Origin of the sequence: Burkholderia sp. S171 (assembly GCF_009766085.1) — a bacterium.
In the GTDB taxonomy this organism is placed as follows: Bacteria; Pseudomonadota; Gammaproteobacteria; order Burkholderiales; family Burkholderiaceae; genus Caballeronia.
Map to the genome: position 1 here is coordinate 437,020 of NZ_LMUF01000030.1, position 26,646 is coordinate 463,665.

At 61.5% G+C, this 26,646-nt stretch carries 18 protein-coding genes; 9 read left to right on the forward strand and 9 right to left on the reverse strand.

Annotated features, from left to right (window positions below; all coding sequences use genetic code 11):
• Nucleotides 1-192: 192 nt before the first annotated feature.
• Complete coding sequence (upp, locus tag GSQ93_RS15870) at nucleotides 193-846, reverse strand: uracil phosphoribosyltransferase (protein ID WP_158936602.1); 654 nt, start codon at nucleotides 844-846, stop codon at nucleotides 193-195.
• Nucleotides 847-1,165: 319 nt separating this feature from the next.
• On the opposite strand from upp, the gene GSQ93_RS15875 reads away from it, so the two are divergent.
• The 5 genes from GSQ93_RS15875 to kdpE all read left to right on the forward strand — a co-directional run bounded on the left by GSQ93_RS15875 (nucleotide 1,166) and on the right by kdpE (nucleotide 7,438).
• Nucleotides 1,166-1,945 carry an SDR family oxidoreductase gene (locus GSQ93_RS15875; RefSeq protein WP_158936856.1) on the forward strand — a complete coding sequence of 260 codons (780 nt, stop codon included), beginning with the start codon at nucleotides 1,166-1,168 and terminating at the stop codon, nucleotides 1,943-1,945.
• A gap of 49 nt (nucleotides 1,946-1,994) precedes the next feature.
• On the forward strand, nucleotides 1,995-2,381 hold the full coding sequence (locus tag GSQ93_RS15880) for a methylglyoxal synthase (protein WP_031363820.1): 387 nt from the start codon (nucleotides 1,995-1,997) through the stop codon (nucleotides 2,379-2,381).
• Between the two features lie 60 nt (nucleotides 2,382-2,441).
• The gene (locus GSQ93_RS15885) at nucleotides 2,442-3,416 is read left to right on the forward strand and encodes a quinone oxidoreductase (RefSeq protein WP_158936603.1); all 975 of its coding nucleotides are present in this window, start codon (nucleotides 2,442-2,444) and stop codon (nucleotides 3,414-3,416) included.
• A 471-nt stretch (nucleotides 3,417-3,887) separates the two neighbouring features.
• A complete protein-coding gene (locus GSQ93_RS15890) occupies nucleotides 3,888-6,743 on the forward strand; it encodes a sensor histidine kinase KdpD (protein WP_158936604.1) in 2,856 nt (951 codons plus the stop codon).
• Complete coding sequence (kdpE, locus tag GSQ93_RS15895) at nucleotides 6,740-7,438, forward strand: two-component system response regulator KdpE (protein WP_158936605.1); 699 nt, start codon at nucleotides 6,740-6,742, stop codon at nucleotides 7,436-7,438. The genes GSQ93_RS15890 and kdpE overlap by 4 nt, the downstream gene beginning before the upstream one ends.
• Here kdpE and GSQ93_RS15900 read toward each other — a convergent pair.
• The 6 genes from GSQ93_RS15900 to GSQ93_RS15925 all read right to left on the reverse strand — a co-directional run bounded on the left by GSQ93_RS15900 (nucleotide 7,414) and on the right by GSQ93_RS15925 (nucleotide 18,535).
• Nucleotides 7,414-8,070, reverse strand: a complete 657-nt coding sequence (locus GSQ93_RS15900) for an SDR family oxidoreductase (protein ID WP_158936606.1) — start codon at nucleotides 8,068-8,070, stop codon at nucleotides 7,414-7,416. The two genes, kdpE and GSQ93_RS15900, sit on opposite strands and share 25 nt — an antisense overlap.
• A 144-nt stretch (nucleotides 8,071-8,214) precedes the next feature.
• Nucleotides 8,215-11,526 (reverse strand): efflux RND transporter permease subunit, encoded by a 3,312-nt coding sequence (locus GSQ93_RS15905; protein WP_158936607.1) that lies wholly within the window; start codon nucleotides 11,524-11,526, stop codon nucleotides 8,215-8,217.
• Nucleotides 11,527-11,530: 4 nt separating this feature from the next.
• Nucleotides 11,531-14,659 (reverse strand): MdtB/MuxB family multidrug efflux RND transporter permease subunit, encoded by a 3,129-nt coding sequence (locus GSQ93_RS15910; RefSeq protein WP_158936608.1) that lies wholly within the window; start codon nucleotides 14,657-14,659, stop codon nucleotides 11,531-11,533.
• A gap of 33 nt (nucleotides 14,660-14,692) precedes the next feature.
• Nucleotides 14,693-16,051 (reverse strand): MdtA/MuxA family multidrug efflux RND transporter periplasmic adaptor subunit, encoded by a 1,359-nt coding sequence (locus GSQ93_RS15915; protein WP_158936609.1) that lies wholly within the window; start codon nucleotides 16,049-16,051, stop codon nucleotides 14,693-14,695.
• A 614-nt stretch (nucleotides 16,052-16,665) separates the two neighbouring features.
• Nucleotides 16,666-17,496: an IclR family transcriptional regulator gene (locus tag GSQ93_RS15920; RefSeq protein WP_158936610.1), complete on the reverse strand. Its 831-nt coding sequence runs from the start codon at nucleotides 17,494-17,496 to the stop codon at nucleotides 16,666-16,668.
• A 730-nt stretch (nucleotides 17,497-18,226) separates the two neighbouring features.
• Entirely contained in the window at nucleotides 18,227-18,535 is a 309-nt protein-coding gene (locus tag GSQ93_RS15925; RefSeq protein WP_158936611.1) for a hypothetical protein, read from the reverse strand.
• A gap of 304 nt (nucleotides 18,536-18,839) precedes the next feature.
• Here GSQ93_RS15925 and GSQ93_RS15930 point away from each other — a divergent pair, with 304 nt between their 5' ends.
• Both GSQ93_RS15930 and GSQ93_RS15935 read left to right on the forward strand, forming a co-directional pair.
• Nucleotides 18,840-19,334, forward strand: a complete 495-nt coding sequence (locus tag GSQ93_RS15930) for a hypothetical protein (protein WP_158936612.1) — start codon at nucleotides 18,840-18,842, stop codon at nucleotides 19,332-19,334.
• A 165-nt stretch (nucleotides 19,335-19,499) separates the two neighbouring features.
• Nucleotides 19,500-22,064 (forward strand): mechanosensitive ion channel family protein, encoded by a 2,565-nt coding sequence (locus GSQ93_RS15935; RefSeq protein ID WP_158936613.1) that lies wholly within the window; start codon nucleotides 19,500-19,502, stop codon nucleotides 22,062-22,064.
• A gap of 54 nt (nucleotides 22,065-22,118) precedes the next feature.
• Here GSQ93_RS15935 and GSQ93_RS15940 read toward each other — a convergent pair whose 3' ends face one another.
• On the reverse strand, nucleotides 22,119-22,670 hold the full coding sequence (locus GSQ93_RS15940) for a cysteine dioxygenase family protein (protein ID WP_158936614.1): 552 nt from the start codon (nucleotides 22,668-22,670) through the stop codon (nucleotides 22,119-22,121).
• Nucleotides 22,671-22,820: 150 nt separating this feature from the next.
• Between GSQ93_RS15940 and GSQ93_RS15945 the strand changes: the two genes are divergently transcribed.
• Entirely contained in the window at nucleotides 22,821-23,297 is a 477-nt protein-coding gene (locus GSQ93_RS15945) for an Lrp/AsnC family transcriptional regulator (protein ID WP_165088299.1), read from the forward strand.
• Nucleotides 23,298-23,418: 121 nt separating this feature from the next.
• Nucleotides 23,419-23,625: a hypothetical protein gene (locus GSQ93_RS15950; RefSeq protein ID WP_158936615.1), complete on the forward strand. Its 207-nt coding sequence runs from the start codon at nucleotides 23,419-23,421 to the stop codon at nucleotides 23,623-23,625.
• 51 nt (nucleotides 23,626-23,676) lie between these two features.
• On the opposite strand, the gene GSQ93_RS15955 is transcribed toward GSQ93_RS15950, so the two are convergent.
• Nucleotides 23,677-26,418, reverse strand: coding sequence for an FUSC family membrane protein (locus GSQ93_RS15955; RefSeq protein WP_158936616.1), 2,742 nt, complete (start codon nucleotides 26,416-26,418; stop codon nucleotides 23,677-23,679).
• Nucleotides 26,419-26,646 lie beyond the last annotated feature (228 nt).

Below are 26,646 nucleotides of genomic sequence, written 5' to 3' on the forward strand. Positions count from 1 at the left end.
CCGCTCACAACCCGCTGCCGGCCTGATGACATCAGCCAATCCCGCCTGCTAATCCCGTCAGCCAACCCAATGCGCGAACCGCTTATTTGGCGGACCCGAATTTTATCATGGCGCGCCGCTTCGGCAGGCGTTGGCCTTGCTCCAGCGGCGCGCACGTCCTTTTATGTTCCCGTGCTGGCGCTTGGTTCAGTGCTAGTTCTTTGTTCCAAACAGCCGGTCGCCTGCATCGCCCAAGCCCGGCACGATATAGGCGTGCTCGTTCAAATGCGAGTCGAGCGAAGCCACGTACAGCTTCACGTCCGGGTGGGCGTCCGAAAAAACCTTTACGCCTTCAGGCGCCGCAACCAGTGCCACGAAGATAATGTTCTCACCGAGCACCTTGCGCCGTTTCATTACGTCCACGGCGTGCACCGCGGAATAGCCGGTTGCGAGCATGGGATCGCACAGGATGAACACGCGCTCTTCCAGATCGGGTGGCAGGCGCACGAGATATTCGACCGGCCGGTGGTCTTCCGCGCGATACACGCCGATATGGCCGACCCGCGCCGACGGAATCAGGTCCAGCAACCCGTCCGACATGCCGATACCGGCCCGCAGCACGGGCACGATAGCCAGCTTCTTGCCGGCGATCACAGGCGAGTCTATGGTCACCAGCGGGGTTTCGACACGCTTCGTGGTCAGCGGCAGGTTGCGCGTGATTTCATACCCCATCAGCAGCGTGATTTCGCGCAGCAACTCGCGAAACGTTCGTGTAGACGTGTCCTTGTCCCGCATGTGCGTCAGCTTGTGCTGAATCAGCGGGTGGCTGAGGATGAAGAGATTGGGAAAGCGGCTGTCCTGTTTCATGGAATTCGCGCGGTTGCCGCGGCATTAAGTGTGGATTCGGGTGAATCGGGTGATTCGTTCGGTTCTGACGCCGCGTTGGTTTGCATGGCTGTGCTCAAGCAATGACGCCAGTTTACCCAAATTAGGCGCGCCTAAAGCGGAGATTACGGGCGATAGGCCGTCCGGCTTATTGCGCGGCCGACGTCCGATCCCTCATTCTTCTAGAATTGCATCACGCGGTCCGTGAATGGACGGCGAAACAGGATTCGGCACAAGACTTCATTACCCGGTTTTAATCGTTTCCACCGGTTTCAACGCGGGCAACCAGAAAGGGACAGCAATGGACATGGGAATCAAGGGGCGCACGGCGCTCGTGTGCGCGGCCAGCAAGGGTTTGGGGCGCGGTTGTGCCGAGGCGCTCGCGGCCGAGGGCGTGAACCTCGTGATCGTCGCGCGCACAGCGGGACCGCTTGAGACCACGGCCGAGCATCTGCGTGCAAGCTTTGGCGTGAATGTGACGGCGGTAGCGTGCGACATCACCACGGCCGAAGGCCACGCCGCGGCGCTGGCCGCGTGTCCTGCGCCGGACATTCTCGTGAACAACGCCGGTGGGCCGCCGCCGGGTGATTTTCGGCAATTCTCGCGCGACGACTGGATCAAGGCGCTTGATTCGAACATGCTGACGCCGATCGAACTCATCAAACAGACGCTCGACGGCATGATCGAGCGTGGCTTTGGACGTATTGTGAATATCACGAGCTCGTCGGTGAAGGCGCCTATCGACGTGTTGGGTCTGTCGAACGGTGCGCGTTCAGGGTTGACTGGTTTTGTCGCGGGCTTGGCGCGCAAGGTCGCGGCGACCGGTGTCACGATCAACAACCTGCTGCCGGGTTCCTTCGATACCGACCGGCTCGTCACCACGTTCGAGGCAGACGCGAAGGCGAACAATATCTCGGTGGAAGAGGCCAAGAAGCGCCGCATGAACCGGCTGCCGGCGGGCCGCTTCGGTACGCCGGAGGAGTTCGGCCGAGCGTGCGCGTATTTGTGCAGCGTCCACGCCGGCTATATCACGGGGCAAAACCTGCTGATCGACGGCGGTGCATATCCGGGCACGTATTGAACGTTTTGATCGTCGAATCCTATAAAACATCACAACAGGGAGACATTAGATGAACCCACGCGTCGCGCTGATTGCGCACGACATGAAGAAAGATGACATCGTGGCGCTGGCCGGCGAATTTGCGGCCACGCTGGCGCAGTGCCGGTTGGTGGCGACCGGCACGACCGGTGCGCGGATTGCGGCGGCCCATGGTTTGGAGGTCGAGCGCAAGCTCTCCGGACCGTTTGGCGGCGATCTGCAGATTGGCGCTGAACTGGCAGAGGGACGGGTCGACGTGGTGGTTTTCCTGCGCGACCCCATGACGCCGCAACCGCACGAGCCTGACATCAATGCGCTGGTGCGCGCGTGCGACGTCCACAACGTGGCGTGCGCGACGAATCTCGCGACAGCACGCATGATTCTTGATGATCTGAAGCTACGCCTGGATCGGGTTTAGGCCGCGCTGAATAGTGACTGATGACTAGTAACCGGCTGACGCCGGCAAAAGGAGACAAGGGTGACAAAGGCAATTCGATTCGATAAAACCGGTGGCCCGGAAGTGATGAAATGGGTCGACGTCGAAGTAGGCGAGCCGGGCAAGGGCGAGGTTCGCGTGAAACATCACGCGGTCGGCTTGAACTTCATCGACGTGTACTTTCGTACCGGGCTATATCCCATGCCGCTGCCCGGCGGACTTGGCATGGAAGCGGCGGGCGAAGTGACCGCGGTTGGTGAAGGCGTGACGAATTTCAAGGCGGGCGATCGGGTGGCTTACGCGTCGCGGCCGCCGGGCGCTTATGCGCAGGAACGGGTCATGTCGGCGCAGTATGTTGTGCTCCTCCCCGATGCAATCGCGTATGAGGATGCGGCGTCGGTTATGTTGCAGGGCCTGACCGCGCAATATCTGCTGCGACGGACGTATCGCGTGAAAGCCGGCGATACGATCCTGATCCACGCGGCGGCGGGCGGCGTCGGCATGCTCGCGTGCCAGTGGGCGAAGGCGCTCGGCGCGACGGTGATCGGTACGGTTGGATCGGACGAGAAGGCCGAACTCGCGAAGGCGCACGGCTGTGATCATCCGATTGTCTATACCCGCGAGGATTTCACGAAGCGGGTGCGGGAGATCACGAACGGCGCGGGCGTGCCGGTGGTCTACGATTCGATCGGCAAGGATACCTACACGGCATCGCTCGACTGTCTTGCACCGTTGGGACTGTTCGTGAGTTTCGGCAATACATCGGGGCCGTTGCCACCCATCGATTCGTCCGAGTTCGCTGGGCGTGGTTCTCTGTATTTCACGCGGCCAACGTTGTTCAGCTATATCGCCAAACGCAGCGATCTCGAGGAGATGACGGGTGAACTGTTCAATGTGTTAAGCACAGGTCAGGTTAAGACGAGCGTGCGGCAGCGTTATCCGCTGGCCGACGCGGCAAAGGCGCACGAAGATCTGGAGGCGCGCCGTACCACAGGGTCGACAATTTTCCTGCCTTGATAAGAGCGTGAGTAAGAGCGTCAGAAATCGGAAGGGGCGGACGGGGCGGACGGGCCGGACGCGGCGTTCTTTTATGCCGCGCCGTCCATTGCGGTCACGGCGAATGAAGGCGAATGAAAGTATTCAGCGGATAACTCGACGCAGGGGCTGTCTTGCGATCCGCATTATTCCAAGACCACCGCAACGAAGCCTCGCTGCGAAGGTCCCCGCAGCGCCATTTACACAATCTTTACGCCTGCATCCTGATCTTTGACCCGCCTTTTACGTCGGCGCGCTTAATGTTCGGGCCATCGTTCAATACTTGGGGGAAATACCCGGCAGCAAACCCAATGTCAGACGCGACGCCGGCGACGCGAAACCACATGAAACGAACCGGCTCGTCATACTGGGAAAGCCGCGTGTCAGTATGTTGATGTTGAAACGAAGAAACCGAACCTCGCCTCGGATGCGATTGCTCCAAGAAGTTAAAAAATGAACCGCCCAAACCCAGACGAGCTGCTCGGAAAACTGCAAAGAGAGGAAGAGAAGCGTCATCGCGGACGGCTGAAGATATTCTTTGGCGCATCGGCGGGAGTGGGCAAGACCTACGCCATGCTGCTTGCGGCGCGGGGCAGGAAGCAGCAAGGCGACGACGTAGTCATCGGCATAGTGGAAACGCATGGCAGAAGCGAAACGGCCGCGTTACTGGCGGACCTCGAACAACTGCCGTTGGCGAACATGCTATATCGCGGCCATGCGCTCCAGGAGTTCGATCTCGACGCAGCGCTTCAGCGCCACCCGCAGCTTGTGCTTGTCGATGAACTTGCTCATTCGAATGTCCCCGGCGCGCGTCATCTGAAGCGCTGGCAAGACGTACATGAACTGCTGGACGCGGGTATTGACGTCTACACCACGGTCAATGTCCAGCATCTGGAAAGCCTGAACGACATTGTTGGCCAGATCACGCAGATCCGCGTGTTCGAGACGGTTCCGGATCGCGTGCTGGATCAAGCCGATGAGGTCACGCTGGTCGATCTTCCGCCCGAGGAGCTGCTGGAACGGCTGCGCCACGGCAAGGTCTACATGCCGCAGCAGGCGGAACACGCAGTCCGCAATTTCTTTCGCAAGGGCAACCTGATTGCGTTGCGTGAACTGGCGCTGCGGCGCACGGCGGATCGTGTCGATGCCCAGATGCGCGAATATCGCGCGGATCGTTCTATCGACAGGATCTGGCAGGCGCGCGACCGGCTGGTGGTATGCATTGGGCCGGGACCGGAAGCGCCTACGCTCGCGCGCGCTGCGGCAAGGCTTGCGGCAAGCCTGCGCTCGGACTGGATCGCGGTCTATGTCGAAACACCGCGGTTGCAAAAGCTTTCCGATGCCCGTCGCGAACGCACCCTCGCCGCGCTCAAGCTCGCAGCTGAACTCGGCGCTGAGACGGTAACGCTAGCCGGTGACGATGCAGTCGCGACATTGATTGGGTATGCGCAGGCGCGCAACGCGTCGAAGCTGGTGGCGGGCGCATCGAAACATCGCGGTTCTGCACGATGGCTAAAACGGTCCTTTGGCGAGCGGCTGGCTGAACACGCGGGCGACCTCGATCTCACGCTGATTCGAGCGCGGGAAAGCGATCGAAGCGAAGCAAACGATTCTGAGGGCAGAAGCGGATCGTCGTTGCAAGAGGAGAGGATCACCCCAGACTGGCACGACGCGTTGAGTGCCGCGCGCGAGCAACGCTCGGCGCCGCGGGGCTACGCGTACGCCATCGCGATCTGTGCGGTCATCACGCTGCTCGCGAGCCAGATCCGCGATCATTTCGATCTCACGAACCTCGTGATGTTTTATCTGATCGGCGTGATTTACGCGGCGGCGCGGATTGGCCGCGGGCCGGGCGTGCTGTTGTCGTTCCTGAGCGTTGCGGCCTTCGACTTCTTCTTCGTGCCGCCGCGCATGTCGCTGTCCGTCTCCGATACCCAATACCTGCTGACCTTTGCCGGCATGCTGCTGACGTCGCTGGTGATCAGTCACCTCACATCGAGCTTGCGACGCGAGGCGCGCGTGGCGTCCAAGCGTGAGCGGCGTACGGGCGCGATGTATGCAATGGCTGGCGAACTCGGCGCGGCGCTTGGCGTCGAGCAGATCGTGGGTATCGGAATGCGGCATGTGAGCGAAGTATTCCGCGCGAAAGTCGCGATGCTCCTGCCCGATTCCACCGACAAAGTCCGCCAGAAACTTGATCCAACGGATACGTCCGCGGCTGCGTTGCTGCTTGATGCAAGCGCGCTGGATCTCGATGTTGGCCAATGGGTCTACGACCAGCAGAAGCCGGCCGGTCACGGCACGGACACGCTGCCTGCCGCGGCCGCGCTTTATCTGCCGCTCAAGGCGCCGATGCGTACGCGCGGCGTGCTTGCGGTGCTCACGCGCAACGCCGGCGAACTCGATGTCCCCGAACAAAAGCGCATGCTCGACGCATTCGCCGCGCAAATCGCGCTGGCGCTCGAACGGGTGCATTACGTCGAGATTGCACGCGACGCGCTGGTGAGCATGGAGTCCGAGCGCCTGCGCAATTCGCTGCTGTCCGCTATCTCGCACGATTTGCGCACGCCGCTCACGACCATCGTGGGTTTTGCATCCATGCTCGCAGAAACGCATGGTGACACTCGCTCACCGGCCAATGCCGAATTGATCGCGGCGATCCACGATGAATCGCTGCGCATGACCAGCATTGTCACGAACTTGCTGGACATGGCGCGCTTGCAGGCAGGCGGTCTGCGGCTGAACCGGCAATGGTCGCTGCTTGAAGAGACGGTCGGCGCGGCGTTGCGGGCATGTCGACGGGTATTGACTGGTCGCCCGGTCGAGGTGCGTCTGCCCGTCGATCTGCCGTTCCTGCAACTCGATGCCGTGCTGATGGAGCGCCTCTTCTCGAACCTGCTAGAGAACGCCGCGAAATATACGCCTTCCCGCTCGAAACTCGTCATTGGCGCGGAGCGTGTGGACGTGGATGGCAAGCCGTTCGTGCGTGTCTATATCGATGACAAAGGGCCGGGTTTGCCCGCGAACATGGAAGACCGCGTGTTCGAGAAATTTACGCGTGGCGAGAAGGAATCGGCGAAGCCAGGCATTGGGCTCGGGCTCTCGATTTGCCGCGCGATCGTGCAGGCGCACGGCGGTACAATCGGCGCGAATAACCGGCTGGACGGAAGTCTTCCGGACCCGCAGGTCCAGGGCGCGCGCTTCTGGTTCACCTTGCCCGTGGATGCAGCACCGCCTGTGCCCAGTTTCTCCGACGAAGCCGAACAGGACTTCGTCGATTTCCCCCCGTCGAACCCCAAAGCCCCATGAGCGAACCTAACCTCACCGTTGTGTTGATCGAGGACGAAAAGCAGATTCGCCGCTTTGTGCGCGCGTCGCTCGAGGCCGAGGGCATTACCGTGCACGAGGCGGAAACGGGCAAGCAAGGGCTCGTGGAGGCGGCAACGCGCAAGCCGGATCTCGTGATTGTCGATCTCGGTCTGCCCGATACCGACGGTCTCGATGTGATCCGCGAACTGCGAAGCTGGACCGAATTGCCGGTAATCGTGTTGTCGGCGCGTACGCAGGAAGAGGCGAAGGTCGCGGCACTCGATGCGGGCGCCGACGATTACCTGACCAAGCCGTTTGGGGTATCGGAACTGATGGCGCGGATTCGCGCGCATTTGCGGCGTCGCAATCAGGCGGCGTCGAGTGAATCGCCCTTGGTGAAATTCGGCGAGGTCGTCATTGATCTCGGTCTGCGGCAGGTCACGCGTGCGGGCGCGCCGGTGCATCTGACGCCGATCGAATACCGGCTGCTCTCCACGTTGGTTCGGCACGCTGGCCGCGTGTTGACGCACCGCCAGTTACTGCGCGAAGTGTGGGGGCCGTCGCATGTGGAGAGCCACCACTACCTGCGCATTTATATGGCGCACCTGCGGCAAAAACTTGAACGCGACGCCGCACAGCCGGAGCATATTGTGACTGAAACCGGCGTGGGTTATCGGCTGATCGGGGCGGTCTGAACTGCGTCAAGCACATCATCTATTGGTACGTCCCCGCCGATAAACCCGATCACCTCGTCGCGCACATCGCGTTTGATGCATGCCACGGTGACGCGTGCAACGTCGTCGCGTGAAACGGCTGCTGCATCTGCGCTGCGTTGGGCGGACAGTGCGATCGCGCCGCGACCGACGTCATCGGAGAGGGGTCCTGGTCGCAAGATCACGTACGGGACGCCGCTTGCCTGAACGTAGTCATCGGCTTCGCGCTTCATTTTCGAATAGTGCTTGAGCGCTAGCGGGCTCGCATCCGGCCAGTAGGCGGAGATCGAGCTGATGACCACCAGTTGTTTTGTCCGGCGGCGTTTAGCGTAGTCGGCGGTGCGTTGGACGGCGTCGCGATCGATTGCACGTTCCTCGTTCACGCCTTCGCTTTCCGCCGATCCGGCGGCGTAGACGACATGCGTGACGTCGTCGAAGGCGTGCGAGAAATCGTTTGTCAGATCGCCGAGCACGATTTCGGCGCCGAGTGCGGCGAATTCACCACGGTGCGCGGATTTGCGCAGCAAGACCTTGAAGGGGAGGGATGCGGCGTGTAGTTGCCGGGCAATGTGGCGGCCGGTCCGGCCGTGCGCGCCGATGAGCAGGACTTTCATCGCTTTTTCGCTCCTTCTGTTTGTGGGCAGGAGCTAAAACGTTAAGCGATTTTTGGGATTCATGCACGGGGGGAGAGCACCTACCGCCGGCCTGAATCCACCCGCGCCCACCCCAGCCAGCTATCCGCTCGCGAGCAAAAACCGTCACTCGATGACTTGAGCCGGACCTGTCTGACCCCTGCGTGCGCGCCGTTGCTCCGACCAGATCCGGATCCGGTCCATATATAGATAAACCACCGGTGTTGTATAGAGCGTCAGCAACTGACTCACGATCAACCCGCCCACAATCGCGATCCCCAGCGGTGCGCGCATCTCCGATCCCTCGCCAGTCCCGAACGCCAACGGCAACGCACCCAATAACGCAGCAGCGGTCGTCATCATGATCGGCCGGAAACGCAGCAAACACGCCTGCTCGATCGCCTCGCGCGAGGTCGCCGCACCGTGCCGCTGCGCCTGGATCGCGAAGTCGACCATCATGATCGCGTTCTTCTTCACAATGCCGATCAGCAAGATCACCCCGATCAACGCGATGATGCTGAACTCCGTCCGGAACAGCAGCAGCGCGAGCAACGCACCAATCCCCGCCGACGGGAGTGTCGAGAGAATCGTGATGGGGTGGATGTAACTCTCGTACAGAATCCCCAGCACGATATACACCGCAGCCAGCGCGGCCAGGATCAGGATCGGCTGATCTTTGGTGGAATCCTGGAACTGCTGCGCAGTGCCCGCAAAACTGCCGTGAATCGTACTGGGCACGCCGATGGTCGCCATGGTTTCGTAGATGGCAGCGGTGGCGTCCGAGAGCGACTTGCCGGGCGGCAGGTTGAACGAGATCGTCGATGCCACGAACTGGCTCTGGTGATTCACCGACAACGGCGTGTTGCCCGGCCCGAACTTGGCAATGGCCGAGAGCGGGATCATGGTCTCCTGCGACGTCGACACAGCCGCGCCCGCGGACGAACTGGACTTCCCACTCGCAGCAATGGCGTTGGTCGCGGCATTGCGGATGGACGCCAGCGCCAGCGAACTGCTCGTGTCAGTTGACGAAGCGCTGCTGCTCGAACTCGTGGACGCCGAAGTCGAAGTTGACGTCGTGGTGGTGGCGTTCGTCGATGCCGCTCCGCCCGCAGTCCCACCCGACTTGCTCACATAAATCTGCTTGAGCATCTCCGGGTCTTGCCAGTATTTCGGCGCGACTTCCATCACCACGTGATACTGGCTCAACTCGTTGTAGATGGTCGACACCTGGCGCTGGCCGAACGCGTCGTAGAGCGTATTGTCGATCTGCGCCGGCTGGATGCCCAGGCGCGCAGACGTTGCCCGGTCGATCGTCACAAACGATTCCAGGCCGCCTTGCTGCTGGTCCGAATTGACATCGGTGAGTTCGGGGCGCAGGAGCAGGGCGTCGGTGAGCTTTGGCCCCCACGTGTAGAGATCGGTGGTGGAATCCGCCAGCAGCGTGAACTGATATTGCGCATTCGACTGCCGTCCGCCCGCGCGAATGTCCTGCACGGCTTGCAGGAAGGTCCGAACGCCCGCGACGTCGGAAAGAGGTGCGCGCAGGCGCTGGATCACCGCTTCAGCCGATACCTTGCGGTCCTTCTTGGCTTTCAGCGAAATGAACATAAAACCCGAGTTGGTCTGCCGTCCGCCCGTGAAGCCGGCGACGCTTTCCACAGCCGGATCGGCTTGCACGATCCGCATCATCTCGGAAAACTTGCCTTTCATCGCCTGGAAAGACGTGCTCTGGTCGGCCTGAATGCCGCCAACGAGCCGCCCCGTATCCTGCTGCGGGAAAAATCCCTTCGGCACGATGATGTACAGATACACATTCAACCCGATGGTCGCGAGCAACACCAGCAGCACGATCCTCGGATGCGCGAGCGCCACGCCGAGCGTGCGCGCGTATCCGTCCTGCATCCGTACGAACTGGCGTTCAAGCCAGCGCGAATACCGGCCGGGCGCCTTCTGTTCGTGCGGTTCATGCAGCAAACGCGCGCACATCATGGGCGTGACGGTCAGCGAGACGACCAGCGAAACGGCAATCGCCAGCGACAACGTCAACGCGAATTCGCGGAACAACCGCCCGACAATGCCGCCCATCAACAGGATAGGAAGGAACACGGCGACCAGCGAAATGCTCATCGACAGCACCGTAAAACCCACTTCCTGCGCGCCGAGAATGGCGGCTTTCATGCGCGGGACGCCGTTCTCGATGTGCCGCGAGATGTTTTCAAGCACGACGATGGCGTCATCGACCACGAAGCCCGTCGCAATGGTCAAGGCCATTAGCGAGAGGTTATCGAGTGAAAAGCCGAGCAAATACATCGCGGCGAAGGTGCCGATGATCGAGATCGGCACGGCCACGCTCGGAATCAGCGTCGCGCGCCAGTTGCGCAGGAACAGGAACACGACCATCACGACCAGCGCCACCGCCACAATCAGCGTGAATTCCGTATCGTGCAGCGACGCGCGGATCGTGGTCGAGCGATCGGAGGTCGGCGTGATCTCGACGTCGGCCGGGAGCGCGGCCTGGAGTTGCGGCACCATCGCTTTCACACGGTCGATGGTGTCGATAATGTTCGCGCCCGGTTGCCGGTAAAGGATCACGAGCACGGCGCGCTTGTTGTTGATAAGACCCAGGTTGCGCAGGTCCTCGACCGAATCGACTACTTCACCTACGTCTCGCAGATGCACCGCCGCGCCATTCCGGTAAGCCACCACCAGGTCGCGATACTGATCGGCCTTGCTCGCCTGGTCATTCGTATAGAGCTGGAAGTGGGTGCCATTGAACTCGATGGCGCCCTTCGGACTGTTCGCATTCGCCGACGCCAGCGCCGCGCGAACGTCTTCCAACCCGATGCCGTAGTGGAACAGCGCGTTCGGTTCCAGCTCCACCCGGACGGCCGGATTCGCCGAGCCGCTCACGTCTACTTCGCCCACGCCGGGCACGGTCGAGAGCGTTTGCTGCAGCACGGTCGCGGCCGAATCGTAGAGCGAACCCGCTGTGCGAGTGGGGGAGGACAGCGCGAGGATCAGGATCGGCGCGTCGGCGGGATTGACCTTGTGGTAGGTCGGATTGCTTTTCAGCGCCGTGGGAAGATCGGCGCGCGACGCGTTGATGGCGGCCTGCACGTCGCGCGCGGCGCCATCGATGTCGCGGTTCAAACCGAACTGCAAGGTGATACGTGCGGTGCCGACCGAGCTTTGCGACGTCATTTCGGTGACATCGGCAATCGATCCCAGGTGGCGCTCCAGCGGACTCGCCACGCTGGTCGCGACGGTTTCCGGACTCGCGCCGGGCAAGCTCGCCTGGACCGAAATGGTCGGGAAATCGACCTGCGGCAACGGCGCGACCGGCAGCTTCGTGAACGCAAACAGGCCGGCGAGCGCAATGCCGATAGCCAGCAGCGTGGTGGCGACCGGGCGCGCGATGAACGGTTGCGACAGGTTCATGCGCTTACTCCTGACCGCTTGCCGGGCTTGCCGGGCGGGGCGGCGCGTTCCGGTAGAAACGCGCACGCACGCGGCGCGCGAGCGAATCGAAGCCGAGATAGATCACCGGCGTGGTGAACAAGGTCAGCGCTTGCGACACGATCAACCCGCCAACAATCGCAATCCCGAGCGGCCGCCGGAGTTCAGAGCCCGCACCCCAGCCGATCATCAGCGGCAATGCGCCGAGGAGCGCGGCCATGGTGGTCATCAGGATCGGTCGGAAGCGCAGCAAACACGCCTGATAGATTGCATCGCGCGGACTCTTGCCTTGCTCGCGTTCGGCCTCCAGCGCGAAGTCGATCATCATGATGGCGTTCTTTTTCACAATGCCGATCAGCAACACAATGCCGATGATCCCGATGATGTCGAGATCGTGCCCGGTGATCATCAGCGAAAGCAGCGCGCCGACACCCGCCGAGGGCAGCGTGGACAGGATCGTGATCGGGTGGATAAAGCTCTCATACAGCACGCCGAGCACGATATACATGGTGACGATCGCGGCCAGGATCAAAAACAGTTCGTTGGACAGCGATGCCTGGAAAGCCAGTGCCGCGCCCTGGAAACGAATCTGGAACGAGGCCGGCAAGCCGATGTCCTTCTGCGCCTGATCGATCGCTTTCACGGCCGCGCCCAGCGACGCACCGGGCGCGAGGTTGAACGACACGGTGGTCGCCGGGAACTGCCCGAGGTGCGTCACCAGCAGCGGCGCCGCGCGTTCATGGAAGGTCGCGATGGCCGACAGCGGCACCTGGCCCGAGCTTGCCGTTGACGACGGCAGGTAGATGCCATTCAGCGTCTCGCTGTAATGCGCCTCGGTCGGCTGGGACTCAAGGATCACGCGATACTGGTTCGACTGCGTGAAGATGGTCGAGATGATGCGTTGGCCGAATGCATCGTAGAGGGCGTTATCGACGGTGGCCGGCGTGATGCCGAAGCGCGCCGCCGTCGACCGGTCGATTTCCACATACACCGACTGGCCGTTCTGCTGCAGGTCGGTCGCGACATCCGCCAGTTCCGGCGATTGCTGGAGCCGCGCCGTCAGTTTCGGCACCCATTCGGCGAACTCCGCCGAATTTGGATCCGTCAGCATGAACTGATATTGGGTCGGGCTGACGGTGGAATCGATGGTCAGATCCTGCACCGGCTGCATGTAGAGCCGGATGCCCGGGATGTTTGCCACGTCTTGCTGCAGCGCGCGGATCACGTCGCTCGATGTGTTGCTGCGGTCGTCGCGAGGTTTCAGGTTGATCAGCATCCGGCCGCTATTCAGCGTGATATTGGTCCCGTCCACGCCAATGAACGAGGTCAGGCTTTCAACGTCGGGGTTCTTCAGGACCTGCGCGGCGAGCGCTTGCTGCTGTGCGGCCACGGCTTGATAAGACGCGGCTTGCGGCGCCTGCGTAATCGCCTGGATCACGCCGGTATCCTGGATCGGGAAGAAACCCTTCGGAATCCAGATATAGAGCAGGGCGGTGAGCACGAGGGTGAGCAGGGCGACCACCAGGGTTGAGCGCTGCCGGTCGAGCACCCAGGTCAGCGCAACGCCATAACGCCCGATCACGTAGTCGATGAACTGATGCGCGCGCGCTTCGAAGCGATGGCTTTCCTTCGGCGGCGTATGGCGCAGCAGCTTCGCGCACAGCATGGGCACGAGCGTGAGCGAGACGATTGCCGAGATCACGATGGTCACCGCCAGCGTGATGGCGAATTCGTGGAACAGCCGGCCGACCACATCGCCCATGAACAGCAGCGGAATCAGTACCGCGATCAGCGAAACCGTCAGCGAGATGATGGTGAAGCCGATCTGCTTCGAGCCCTTGAGCGCCGCTTCGAGCGGTCCTTCGCCTTCCTCCACGTAACGCGCGATGTTCTCGATCATCACGATGGCGTCATCGACGACAAAACCTGTCGCAATGGTCAACGCCATCAGCGAGAGGTTGTCGAGCGAAAAGCCGCACAAATACATCACGGCCAGCGTGCCGATCAGCGAGACCGGTACGGACAAGCTCGGAATCAGCGTGGCCCAGACGTTCGCGAGGAACAGGTAGATCACCAGCACGACCAGCACCACGGAAAGCGCCAGTTCAAACTGCACGTCGCGCACCGAGGCGCGGATGGTCGTGGTCCGGTCGGTGACGATGCGCACATCGAGCGCAGCCGGCAGCGCTGACTGCAACTGCGGCAGGATCTTCTTGATGCCGTCGACCACCGCAATCACGTTCGCGCCCGGCTGGCGCTGCACGTTCAGGATGATCGCCGGCGTGTTGTCGACCCACGCGCCGAGCTTGGTGTTTTCCGCGCCCTGGATGACGGTTGCGACGTCCGTCAGCATCACCGGCCGGCCGTTCTTGTACGCGATGACCGCGCTCTGGTACGCGCTGGCGTCGGTGAGCTGGTCATTCGCGTTGATCGTATAGGCCCGCGAGGGGCCATCGAAATTGCCCTTCGGCGTGTTGACGTTCAGGTTCGAGATAGTGGTGCGCAAGTCGTCGATGTTCAGGCCATACGACGCCAGCGCGCGCGTGTTCGCCTGGATCCGGACAGCCGGGCGGTTACCGCCGCTGACCGACACCAGCCCCACGCCCCCGACTTGCGAGATCTTCTGCGCGAGACGGGTATCGGCGAGATCCTGGACCTGCGTGAGCGGCAGGGTCTTCGAACTGATCGCGAGCGTGATGATGGGCGCGTCGGCGGGGTTCACCTTCGCGTAGATCGGCGGGGCCGGCAGGTCGGACGGCAGCAGGTTGCCCGCCGCGTTGATAGCCGCTTGCACTTCCTGCTCGGCGATGTCGAGCGGCAGGTCGAGACTGAATTGAAGCGTGATGACCGACGCGCCCGCCGAGCTTTGCGATGACATCTGATTCAGGCTGGCCATCTGCCCGAACTGCTTTTCAAGCGGCGCGGTCACCGACGTGGTCATCACGTCCGGCGACGCGCCCGGATAGAACGTCTGCACCTGGATGGTCGGATAGTCGACAGCAGGCAGCGCGGACAGCGGTAAAAAGCGCAGCGCGACGAGGCCGACCAGCATGATTGCCGCCATCAGCAGCGCCGTGCCGACCGGACGCAGAATAAAAGGACGCGATGGATTCATGCGGGTGCAGTGCGGTTATGGATCATGAGTACATCATTGTTGCTGCTGCTTGCGATGGTGGCCGTGATGCGCGCCCGAAGCAGCCGATGCCGCAGCGGCGCCGGATGCACCGGAAGCGGCCTTGGGCTTGTCTGCCGGGATAGTAATCTTCGCGCCTTCCTTCAGGCGGTCCGAACCGTCGATCACTACACGCTCGCCCACTTCCAGACCCGTCTTGATGCTGGTGCGTTCGCCATCGACCGGGCCGATCTTCACGTTGCGTACGGTCACCGTATTGTCCGGCTTCACCACATAGACAAACGCGCCCGATGAACCGTTGAGCACCGCCGGCGTAGGCACGATGGTCGCGTCCTTGATGACATCGACCAGTAGTTTCGTGTTCACGAACTGATTCGGAAACAGCATGCTTTCCTGGTTGTCGAAGGTTGCGCGCAGCTTGACGGTGCCTGTGGTGGTATCGATCTGGTTGTCGATCGTTTCCAGATAACCACTTTCGAGCGACTTGGTGTTGGCCCGGTCATAAGCAGTCACCGACATCTTCGTGCCCGCATGCAGCGGCTTCAGAATCGCAGTCAGATTGTCTTCGGAGGTCGTGAAAATGACGCTGATGGGCTGCAGTTGCGTGATGACCACGACGCCATTCGTGTCGCCGGTCGTCACGTAGTTGCCCGGATCGACCTGCCGCAAGCCGACGCGGCCCGACACCGGCGCCGTGATGCGCGCGTAGGTCAGGTCGAGTTTGTAGGTATCGACATTCGCCTGGTCCGACTTGACCGTCCCCTCGTACTGCTGGACAAGCGACGCCTGCGTGTCCACTTGCTGGCTCGCGATCGAATCTTGCGAAAGCAGCATCTGGTAGCGCTTCAGGTCGAGCCGTGCGGTCTGCAGCAGCGCCTGGTCCTTCGCGAGCGTGCCCTGTGCATTGCGCAACGAGATCTCGTAAGGGCGGGGGTCGATCTGAGCCAGTACGTCCCCCTTCTTGACCATCTGGCCTTCCTGGAACGCGACGTTCTGCAGTGTCCCGTTGAGCTGCGTCTTGACCGTCACCGACGCCAGCGGCGTCACTGTCCCGAGCGAATTGATCACCACCGGCATTTCGCCTTGCGTCACCGTCGCGACATGCACGGGTTGCGGCGGAGCAGCCATGCCCGGACCGCCGCCACCGCGCCTCCCGCCGCCGCCCTGCCGCGCTTGCTGCGCGTTATCAGCACCACCACGGTTCCATGGATGCCACGCGAACAGGCCGGCCACGATCAGGATCGCGACGACGATCCAAACAAGACGGCGCCGGCGGGGCCGGGAAGGGGACACGGGAGGAGTCGAGGCTTGGGAGGTAGGCGAACGGGCGTCAGAGTGCGGCGGTGGTGCTGGGTGTTTTTTTTGTTCGTCCATCGTTTCAGTGGCTCGGTGAGTCGGTGAGTCGGTGGGCTCGGAAACTGTCTTGAAGTGCTGGCGGTTGGCTTGCCGAGGTTAGCGCGGACGGTTCTGAAGGATGCTGGGAACGCCGGTGGCCAAGTTACGCACCTTCGTCACGCACCTTACGCGACGCATTGCTCAGTCACGCAGCGAGCACGCCATGGGCGCTGATGTGCTCACGAAGCGCTCACTTGAGTGAAAGCATCGAAAGGTAGTCCGGCGCGCGAAGCATGATGCTACGTCCCGTGCTTCGTTGGAGTCCAGCTCTCTTTCTTTCGATTGATTACGAACGTTACGAATCCCGGCGGGGACAGAATGCAATTCGAAAACAGCGCCGGGGAGGGTCGCAAACGCCGACCGACATCGTATCGTCTTGTGCGTGCAAGAGTCACGCTAAGCCCTTGGCAAGGCGTGCTCATTGACGTTTCAATGGGGTTCGCGCTGCTGTGGAGGTGAAGCAGGAGACGTTGTGCGTCGGGAATTAAGTGCGGGGAAGCGCAACGATGGATAGCAAAACGTCCCTATGTGCCGATGCTGGCACAGCAGGAGGTTTTGCCGTCCATCGCGCGTAACGCGCGTTATTCGACCCGTTATTCGCTCAGGCGCGCGGACGGTGTTCCGCCGATCTCGTGCGTGATCTTCGCGACGCATTCGAGCAGAGCGGGTGCGACCTCGTTGAGCAGCGCTTCCCGTGGCGCCTGATATTCAGCGCCGCCGCAATTGACCGCGTAGCGTTGTCCCGACGGGCCTACAAAGCCTGCCGCGACAGCATTGAGCCCCTGGTGCCAGTCGCCGGTGGAGATGGCGAAACCACGGCGCACTGCGTCTTCCAGGCCCGGCTTCAGGCTGCCGTCGATACTCGGCCAGTCGTCGCCCGACGCGGTCCGCAGACTGTCTAGCAGCCCGGCCCTGTCGGGCTCGCCGAGCGCCGCCAGATAGGCGCGGCCGACCGCCGTGCGTCCCAGGTCCATCCGCGAGCCAACTTCGAGCCGCGATACGAGCACGGCAGAGCGCGGCCGGATCGTATCGATGACAACCATGTCCAGCCGGTCGCGTACTGCCAGATGGACACTTAGCGTAGTCCGGTCCGCCAGTTCGATAAGAAATGGCCGCGCTCGCGCCCGGATGTCGAAGTTGCGCAGGAAGCCGTTGCTCAACTCCAGGACTGAAGCCGTCAGTACGAAACGTTCGCTGTCGGGTAATTGAAACAGCAAATTGGCGCTCACCAAGGTTGCCGTCAGCCGCGAGATGGTGGGTTTTGGAATGCCCGTCCACTCCGCGAGTTCGCGATTGCTGACGGGCGCGTCGGCGGCGGCAATACGCCGAAGTACGTCGAGGCCGCGTGACAACGCAACGACTTCTTCACCGTCACGCCCTTTTTCCTTTTCCCGGCTCATAGGCCGGCTCTCAGTGGTTTGCATTATTTTTCGGAACTTGGTTTCGTTGGAAAGGCCGGAGACGCCATTCGTCGAAGCTGACTGAGCACGCACGCCACCGCTCACCGGAATCGTATTATCCAGCAATGAAAAGGTGTAGCTGCCGGACCCGTTTTTGTCATCAAACCCGCGTACCTTACGGTTAGATAGTCGCTCAATCCTCGAAATTTCGCTTGACTAGGTTTCGCATAACGTAAAAAATGGAACCCGATTTCGAAAGCACTCCGGAAGCGCAAGTTGCGCCCGTCGAAATGCGATCGATAACCAGCTCTCAGGTTCTAGCACGGCCCTCGGAATGGCTAGAACTTTTAAGGCGCTACGGCAACGTAGCGCCTTTTTTTTGCCTGTCAAAGGCGCCCGCAAACCTGTTTCGGACAGCGCCGCCCGGATAGCGTAACTGGTTCACGCGCGCGGAGGCGTTGTTGCGCAGTGCCGACCTTGCTGCGGCGCAAGCGATGATGGACGCCGCACGAGGCGTCCACGCGACTCAAGCCCTTAAGCTACGCCGTTACGCTACCTTATCTCACGGCGGTCCAATTCATTCCCGCGCGCATGTTTAGTATTTTCTGGTGAACTAAAAGATTTTGATGCGTGGCGCCAATAAGCCGATGCCCTTCCGAAACGGAAGGGCATCGTGAGAAGCGCTGGTATTTGCGGGGGGTAGCTTGGCGGTTGAGCTGGCCCCGAAGAAGGGCGCAAGCCCTTATCAATACGATTAGCGATGTGCTGCAAACATCTTGCCGGGTTTCAGCAAGCGCCGGCCGCGCAGCGCCCAATAGATACCCGCCATCCCCAACACTGCCGCGCTGCCGAGCACGAGCACCGGAGAAACCTGTTGCGGCGCAGGATTGCTGGTAGCGACGATCATGGCGGCGACCAGCGCCACGCCCGCCTGCACAAAGGCGCGCATGGCCCGGCTGCGATGGTCGGAAAAACGCACTGAACGCGACATGGGCGTGCGCGTGAACGGCTCGAAAAGGATCAGGCCGGCAACGAGGGCAACTAGCAGGTTCATCAGGATCATGACAACACTTCAATATCGAATTCAGGGATGGCCGCACTATAAGAAGCGGCGTCGATGAAATGAATCAGAAGCGTCTTAAAGCGGGTTGAATTTCACCTGTTCGGATGCGGTGCGGCGGGTATTACTGCGATTTGTTTGAATTACGCCTGAAACCTGGCCTGACGGCCAGCATTGCCCGGTTGAAGGAACCGAGCCCGGTGCGCACGGTTATCATGGGGTTCGAAATAGCCGTTGAAGCGGTGAATGAAGCGGTGAATGTAACAATCGGGCAGATGCAGCTTGCTTGCCCAACAGGACAATGACGATGCAAAAGAACAGGATGAATCGGCTGGCCAGCGCCGTGGTTGCGCTTGGACTTCTCGCGGCATGTGAAAAGCACGACGCGGCGGCGGGGCAGGCCGCTGGTGCGCTGAACAACGTAGCCAGCCAGGCTGGCCAGAAATTCGATCAGGCGGCGAACTATGTCGGCCAGCAGGTCGATTCGGTCAAGCAGTCCGCGCAGTCGAACCTGCAGTCGGCAGGTACCTTGCCGGATATGTCGGCGAGCGGCGTGGCAGCCGCCGCACGAGCCAATCTGGCAGGTGCGGCGAGCGCGACAAACGCGGCTATCGTGAACGCTGCAAGCGATACCGGTGCCGGCCTGCAGTCGGCCGGGCGCAAATTGCAGGACTGGTCGGCAAGCTCGGCTTCGGGAACGAGCTCAGGCAGTTCGTCGAGCAGTTCGTCGGGCGGCGCATCGAGTGGTTCGGCCGCTACGTCGGCTGACCCCGGAAACGCCCGCTCGGATATGGACAAATAGGCGACAACCGGCTGGGTCACGCAACCCGCCGCGCTGTTCAACGCCGTCATCCCGGCGCGTGCGGACTAACATCTCGTTACCCGCGTGACCGTTTTGTCTAAAGATTATTTCAGCGCAGCGGCTAAACTGGCGGTCTTTTACCTTTTTTGCCTTTTGCGCACCGCCATGAAACCAAGCCGCATCCGGGCGCTCGCTAGCGCGCTGGTATTCGCCGCGTTGGTCAGCTCGGCGCTCACCGTTTTTGCCCTGAACGCCAACGCCGCCCCTCCTGCGCTCACGTTGCCGTCGTTTCAGGAACTCATCAACAAACCGGCGGCATCCAGCCCCGGCTCGGCATCTGCGACGGCTTCCGGCACGGCCGACGCCGCGGCCAGTCCGGCCAGCGACGTCGATCTGACGCGCTCGCTCGACACGGTCATCTCCACGCTGGACAACGACCGGGAGCGCACGGCGCTGGTCGCGCAGTTGAAAAAGCTCCGCGACGCCAAGCGTGACGCCCAAAGCGCCGTGCAACCGGCTGACTCATCGGCTGCGTCCGACGGTTCCGCCGCGGCAGTACTGCCGGAAGTGGCTGCGGCTTCGTCGGCGAGTTCAACGACGGCAGCCTCGTCGGTCGTCGCCGCTATCACGCCCAAAACGGGCCTGCTTGGGGCGATCGCGTCCGGATTGTCGAGCGTAGAGGCTGACTTCAGCCGCGGCCGTACGCCGCTTGCTTATTGGGGCGGTCGCCTGAACGCCGCGGGCAATGAGCTTTTCACCATTGTCTCGGGCCAGAGCCGCGAGAGTTTTGGTCACACTCTGCTTAACTATTGCCTGATGCTGGCTGGCTGGGGCGTGTGCGCTTTTCTGCTGGTCTACTTCCAGCGGTACTTGCACGCGCGTTACAAGGTTCATTTCGGGCTGCGTGCCAATCCGACCACGAGCGAGCTTCTGATCTTCGCGCTGCGGCGGGTCGGGCCGTACCTGTTCGCGTTTATCGCAGCGCTGACTTTTGCGCGGCTGATGCCGGTGTCGCTGGGCCGCACGCTCGCGATGGTGACGGCATACGCGATTGTCGCGGGCGCCGTGTTTTCATCGATCTGCCTGATCATGTTCTCGCTGTTCGGCTCGGCGCATCGCCGGGTGGCGGTGCATCTGCTGATTCTGCATGCGCGTCGGCTGTTATTTCTCATTGGCACGCTCGGCGCGCTGGGCGACGCCGCCTCGAATTACGACGTGGCGCAACAACTCGGCACGAATCTGTCCGGGCTCCTCTCAACGGTCGCGAACATGGGCGCGGCGATCCTGACCGCCTATTTCACGCTGGCGTTCCAGCGACCCGTGTCCCACCTGATCCGCAGCCGTTCGTATGAGCAGCGCAGCCAGCACAAGGCCGCGACCGAAACGTTCGAGGTGGTCGGCTCGCTCTGGCAGGTGCCCATGCTGCTGCTTGCATCGGCTTCGGTGATCGCGACGCTTGCGGGTATTGGCACCTCCGAGAACGTCCTGCAAATGGCGATCGCAACCGCCGGCCTGCTGGTGGTCGGACTGTTTCTCAGCGCGGTTACGTTGCGGGTCACGCGATTGCCGCAACGCAAGACGCGCCGGCAATCGGCGTATGTACGACGGCTTTTCAAGTTCTTTGGCCGCATGGTCGTGCTGGTGATCTGGCTGGCTTTCCTCGAACTTGCCTCGCGTTTCTGGGGGTTTTCGCTCACCAAACTGGCCGAGGAAAGCGTGGCCGCGCGCGGCATCACGCATGCGGTGAGCGCGATCCTGCTGACTATTTTTATTGCATGGCTGGTGTGGATCCTGATCGATACGGGGATTCAGGAGGCGCTCAATCCGAACACGCCGCGTGGCAAAGGGCGCGGTCCGAGCATGCGCGCGCGCACCATGCTGCCGCTGATCCGCAACGTGGTGTTCGTCGGACTGCTGAGCGTTGCCGCGATTATTACCGCGGCAAATCTTGGACTGAACGTGACGCCGTTGCTTGCTGGCGCCGGCGTGATCGGGCTGGCGGTGGGTTTTGGTGCGCAGTCGCTGGTGGCCGATCTGATAACGGGACTTTTCATCATCATCGAGGACACCATTTCTGTCGGTGATTCTATCGAGGTCGACGGCGGCCATGCGGGCGTGGTGGAAACGCTGACTATCCGTACTGTGCGGCTGCGCGATGGGCAAGGCGCTATTCACGCCATTCCGTTTTCGCAGATCAAGGTGGTGAAGAACTTGTCGCGCGATTTTGCTTATGCGGTGTTCGAAGTGCGGGTGCCGTTTTCCGCCGATGTCGACCAGATCACGCAGATGATTCGTGAAGTCGGTGCTGAATTGATGGCCGATTTTCGATACCGGCGCGAGATGCTGGGGCCGATCGAAGTGTGGGGGCTGGACCGTTTCGATCCTAACTGGATGGTCGTGAAAGGGCAGATCAAGACCCTGCCGCTGAAGCAATGGAGTGTCGCGCGGGCATTTAACGTCAGGGTCAAGCGCAAGATGGACGAAATCGGCATGGACGTTCCGGTGCCGCAAATGCAGCTGCGGGTGTCGCGGGAATCCGGGGGAATGGAAACGGATTTGACCGATCTGGAAGAGTTGACGGAAGCGGCGCCGCTGTCGCCGGTGGAGCGCAGCGCGGCAGCCATGGCCCGCGATGTTTCGCATAAATCCCAGGCCGCGCCGCCGCCGACCGATCAATCCGTGCAAGTGCCGCCGCAGATTCCAACGGCGTCTGAGCCGGGGAAAGGGTAGGGCAGTTCTGCGCGGCTGTTTCTGTATGACCGGACTGACGCGCGCCGTCGCGCGTTAAGCGGCAACCGTGACGAGATCGTTGACATGGGTCGAGATGCGCGCGGCGGGCACGCCGTAGACATGGATCGAGACCGCGGTGCGTCCCTTGACCGATGCGTTGCCTAACTGGTGAATTGCCGCACGCCCCGCGCCGACAAAGGACACCGCCCCGTGCGCCCGCTCGTGGCGGCGCGTTTGAACTGCCCGGTGCGTGTCGGGATCCCACGCGAACAGCGTCTCTGACAGCGTTCCTTCAATAACCGTGTAAGCGCACCACGTGTGATGACCGTGTACCGGGCTCTCTTGACCGGCTTGCCAGACGAGCGCAGCGACGGCATAGCGGCCGAGCGGATCGGCGACCAGCAAATGCCGTCGATAACAATCCAGCCCGCCTTCACGCTGGGCATCGGATAAAAGACCAGCTTCCCGGGCCAAGCCATTGAGAGCGGACCGCACGCTCAGCGCGAACCTTGCCGACGACGGATCGAGGCAACAGGCTTGGTCGAGTGCATCGGACAACCGCGCGAGCGGCGATTTTGTAGCAAGGGCGGAGGTGGCAAAGGTCATGGCGGGGCTCGTCAGACAAGCGGAATCAGGCAGAAAGGAGCGGAAAGTCGAGCTTCTTTTATACCGGTTTGCTTGTGGAAAAAGTTTCCATATAATTTCGCCAAGGCACGAAAAAGTAGAATAATTTCCTACAAGGGGCGGGCTGTGGGCATGGACCTTATCGATCGCAAGTTGCTGGAGCTGCTGCAGGAAGACGTGACAATGCCGATTGCCGAACTGGCGACGCGCGTCAATCTCTCGCAGACGCCATGCTGGAAACGTGTGCAACGGTTGAAGGAAACCGGCGTGATTCGCGCTCAGGTCGCGCTGTGCGATCCGCGCAAGCTGGGGGTCGGGACAACCGTATTCGTCGCGGTGAAGACGAATCAGCACACGCAGACCTGGGCGGAGGACTTCACGCGCGCGGTGCGCGACATTCCCGAAGTCGTCGAGGTGTATCGAATGAGCGGGGAAACGGACTATCTGATGCGCGTGGTGGTGTCGGATATCGACGATTACGACCGTGTGTACAAAACGCTGATTCGCGCTGTCCCGCTTTACGACGTGAGTTCGAGTTTCGCGATGGAACAGATCAAATATTCCACCGCGCTGCCAGTGCGGTCCCCGCTCGGGGTCACGGGAAACTGAGGTTTTGTGCGTGAGATGGAACGCGTTCTGCGTGGAGGAGGGAAGGCTGCCGCAACCCTTCTGAAATCCATGTCGGGTAAGATCGTGCGCTTCGTCCAATCCCACTCAGAGCTTCGATTTCATGACCGATGACCGCCGCAAAAAGGCCCCGACGCGGAAGAACCCCACCTTCGCGATCAGTATTCTTATCGTGGTCGTGGTGCTGCTTGTGATCGGCACATTGTTCTTCAACGCGATCCGCGACAAGCGCGCGTACGAAAGAGAGAATCCGCCGGAAGCAGCGAGCGCTACCGTTCCCGCTGCGGCTGCGACGGGCGCTTCCCAGTAACGCCCTTTCAACCTGCAGCTTCTGCGTTTGTGGCGGTTATACGACCGGCCGTCACTCCGGCAGGTTGATCAGGCTCGCGTCCTTTCGAATCAGGAGCGACGCCGTCAGCATCTGCTTGCACTGATGCGCAAGCAGCTTCAGATCCTGGACCGCATCGGCCGGGATATCCTGGGCGCGTTCCGCATCCACCACCATTGAATCCAGTTCGCGCGTGAGCAGTTTCGACTGCTCGCCTTGATCTTCCGGCGCGGGTACACCGTCCTGCGCCTGCGTTAGATTGTCGCGGATGACGGTCAGCGCGCGCTGCACGGGTTGCGCCGCGTGCCCCGCGGCAGACTTCCCTACCGATTGCAGCAACGGCCCCGCCGCCGTGATCTGCGACGCGAGCACGTGGCTGCGGATCAGCAGGTCGTTGAGTTCAGGCACGAACTTTTGCTGCGCTTTCGGTTCGAGCATCATGCGCTGAAACGCCTGGCCGAGATTCGCAAACGCTATATGCACGTTCTTGCGCGCGAGGCGATAGCGGAAGTCGCTGTCGAGCGCCTCCGCTGCAATGGCTGCCGCCGCAGAGGCACCTGAAATGGCGGTCGCGGCGGCGCTTTCGCCGGTGGCGGTCTTTTTCTTCGATGCCGCGGCCGGACGATTGCTGCCCGTTTCAGTGACGGCCGGTTGATCTGAGCTCTTGGCTGTCGCGCCTGAGAGTGATTGGGCAGCATCGTCCGCTTGTTTCACGGCCCGGGGAGGCTGCGCTTCGCCCGACGTATCCGTGGCTGACGCGGCGACTGCTTGCCTATTGAGGCTTGTTGAGGCTATCTCGTCGTTCGCGATGCCTGCTGCGTTGCGTTCGTTCAATACCGCTGAGTCCGCCAAATCGGTTGCCCGGTCGCTCACGACGGGTGGAAAGTTGGCGTTGCCGCCACTTGTCAAACTGAGGGAAGCATCGCCCGCTGTCGCGAGTTCCGTTTCGCCGGCTTCCACCCGCGCAAGCGCGGCCGTTGCCGCTTGCGCTGTTCCCGCGTTGGCATCGGCGAAAAGATTGGCGTCCGCCGTGCCCTTGGATTCAGCCTGAACTGCAGGCTTGCCGGTCCACCACCAGCTTGCTTCAAGATAATTTCGCATTGCGCCAATCATGTCGCGCACCTGCTTGCCCATCAGCCGGTATTCCCAGTACGGAAACAGATGGCTGGCAGCAATCGCGATGGCGCATCCGACGGCGGTGTCAATGGCGCGTTCGCCGATCAGCCGCATGCCGCCCGGCGCAAGCAGGTGCAGCATCAGCAACACGTAGGCCGACGTGAACACCACGCTCGCTGTGTAGTTGAACAGCAGCAGGCTGTAGCTCATGACCATGCAGGCGAACATGGCAACCAGCAACACGTGCGGGTCCTTCACCACCAGGATCAGCCCGACGCACGCCGTACAGCCGATCGCCGTGCCGATAATCCGCTGCACATTACGCTGTTTGGTGAGCGAATAACCGGGCTTGAGAATGATGACCGTTGTCATCACGATCCAGTACGCGTTGGTGAGCGGCAGCAGACGTCCGAGCCAGAACCCGACGCCCACGGCGATGGTCACGCGCAGCGCGTGCCGGAAGCTCGGTGAGGCCATCGTCAGGTTTGAAAATATCTGCATGAACGGCACGCGGCGGCTCGACACAAAACGTGACAAAGTCGGATCGACGCGAATCACCGTTTCGGTGATGCTCGGATCATGCCGCGTCTGGCGACGCATTTTGTCGATCAACCGTGTCGCACTCCAAAGCCTCCTGAACGCCGCGGACACTGCGGAATAGGCTTCCGGGTTCTTCTTCGGGACGTCGTGCCGGCGCATCTGGTCGAGTTCATATTCGATCGCGCGCAACTCCGCTTTCACGTTGATTCGAGCCCGGGCCGGCCGGTTTTGCAGCACGGCCAGCCCGATGTCCTCGAGATCGAGCGCAGTCTTTCGCATCAGGTCACGATAGAAGATCAGGATGTCCTGCCCGCCGAAGGTGTTGCGCACCAGCGGGTAATCGGTGTGTGCGCCCACGAACATCTCGTGCAGGTCGACCACGTTGATGAAGAGGTTGAAGAGCATGACGCGGCGGGCATCGAGCTTGCCGCTTCGCAGTTTCGGCAGGTTGCGCAGCACGATGTCGCGCGCTGCATCCTGGCGCTCAACCGCCGCGATCTGATTTTCGATCAGTTTTCGGTAACACTCGTCGAGATTGGCGTCCAGATCGTAAAAAGCCGAGCGCGAGAGCAGATATTCGGCGCACCTGAACACACTCTCGGCCAGCGCCTGGCGCTCAATGCGATAGACGAGCAAACGGCTGACAAAGGTCGCCCAGTAGGTGTACCAAAGGCCGCCGAGCAGGATCCATGAAGCGTTGATGAGCGCCTGCATGGGCGTGAAATGCTCTTCCAGCGTCACGATCATCATGAAGAGCGTAGCGAAGCTGATCTGCGGCCAGCGGTTGCCGTACACCACGACCAGCGACAGCACGAACGTGAGCGGCACGACCGTCAGCCACAACGTGACGGCATTCGCGCTCGCGATGCCGGTAGCAAGTGCCGACAAAAAGCCAATCACCGTACAGGCCAGCATCTCGTTGTGCTTGTACTTCAACGGCCCCGGCATGTCGACGACGCTCGCACCCAGTGCACCGGTCGCAATGGTGAAGCCAAGTTCACGATTGTGAAATACAGTCAGCATCAGGATGGCCGGCAGCGAGACGCCGAGCGCGATCCGCAAGCCACCGAAGAAGTACTGGCTATAAATGAATTTTCTGATTTCTAGCGAGTAACGCATCGACTTCCTAGTTTGCTGCCCGGATATCTTCGGGGTGTCTCGGGTCCCGCCATGACCTTGGCATGCCACATGGGCGCACCCGGACCTGACTTAATGTGGCTTCGAGTCTAACCCAACTCGACGGCATCCAAACCTAGGCCGTTTGGCCGAATTCCGGATAAGAACGCCCTTTGCTATCCTGTCGTTTCACCTCGCGACACGTCCGTGGCCTTGGCCGTTCGAGACGTT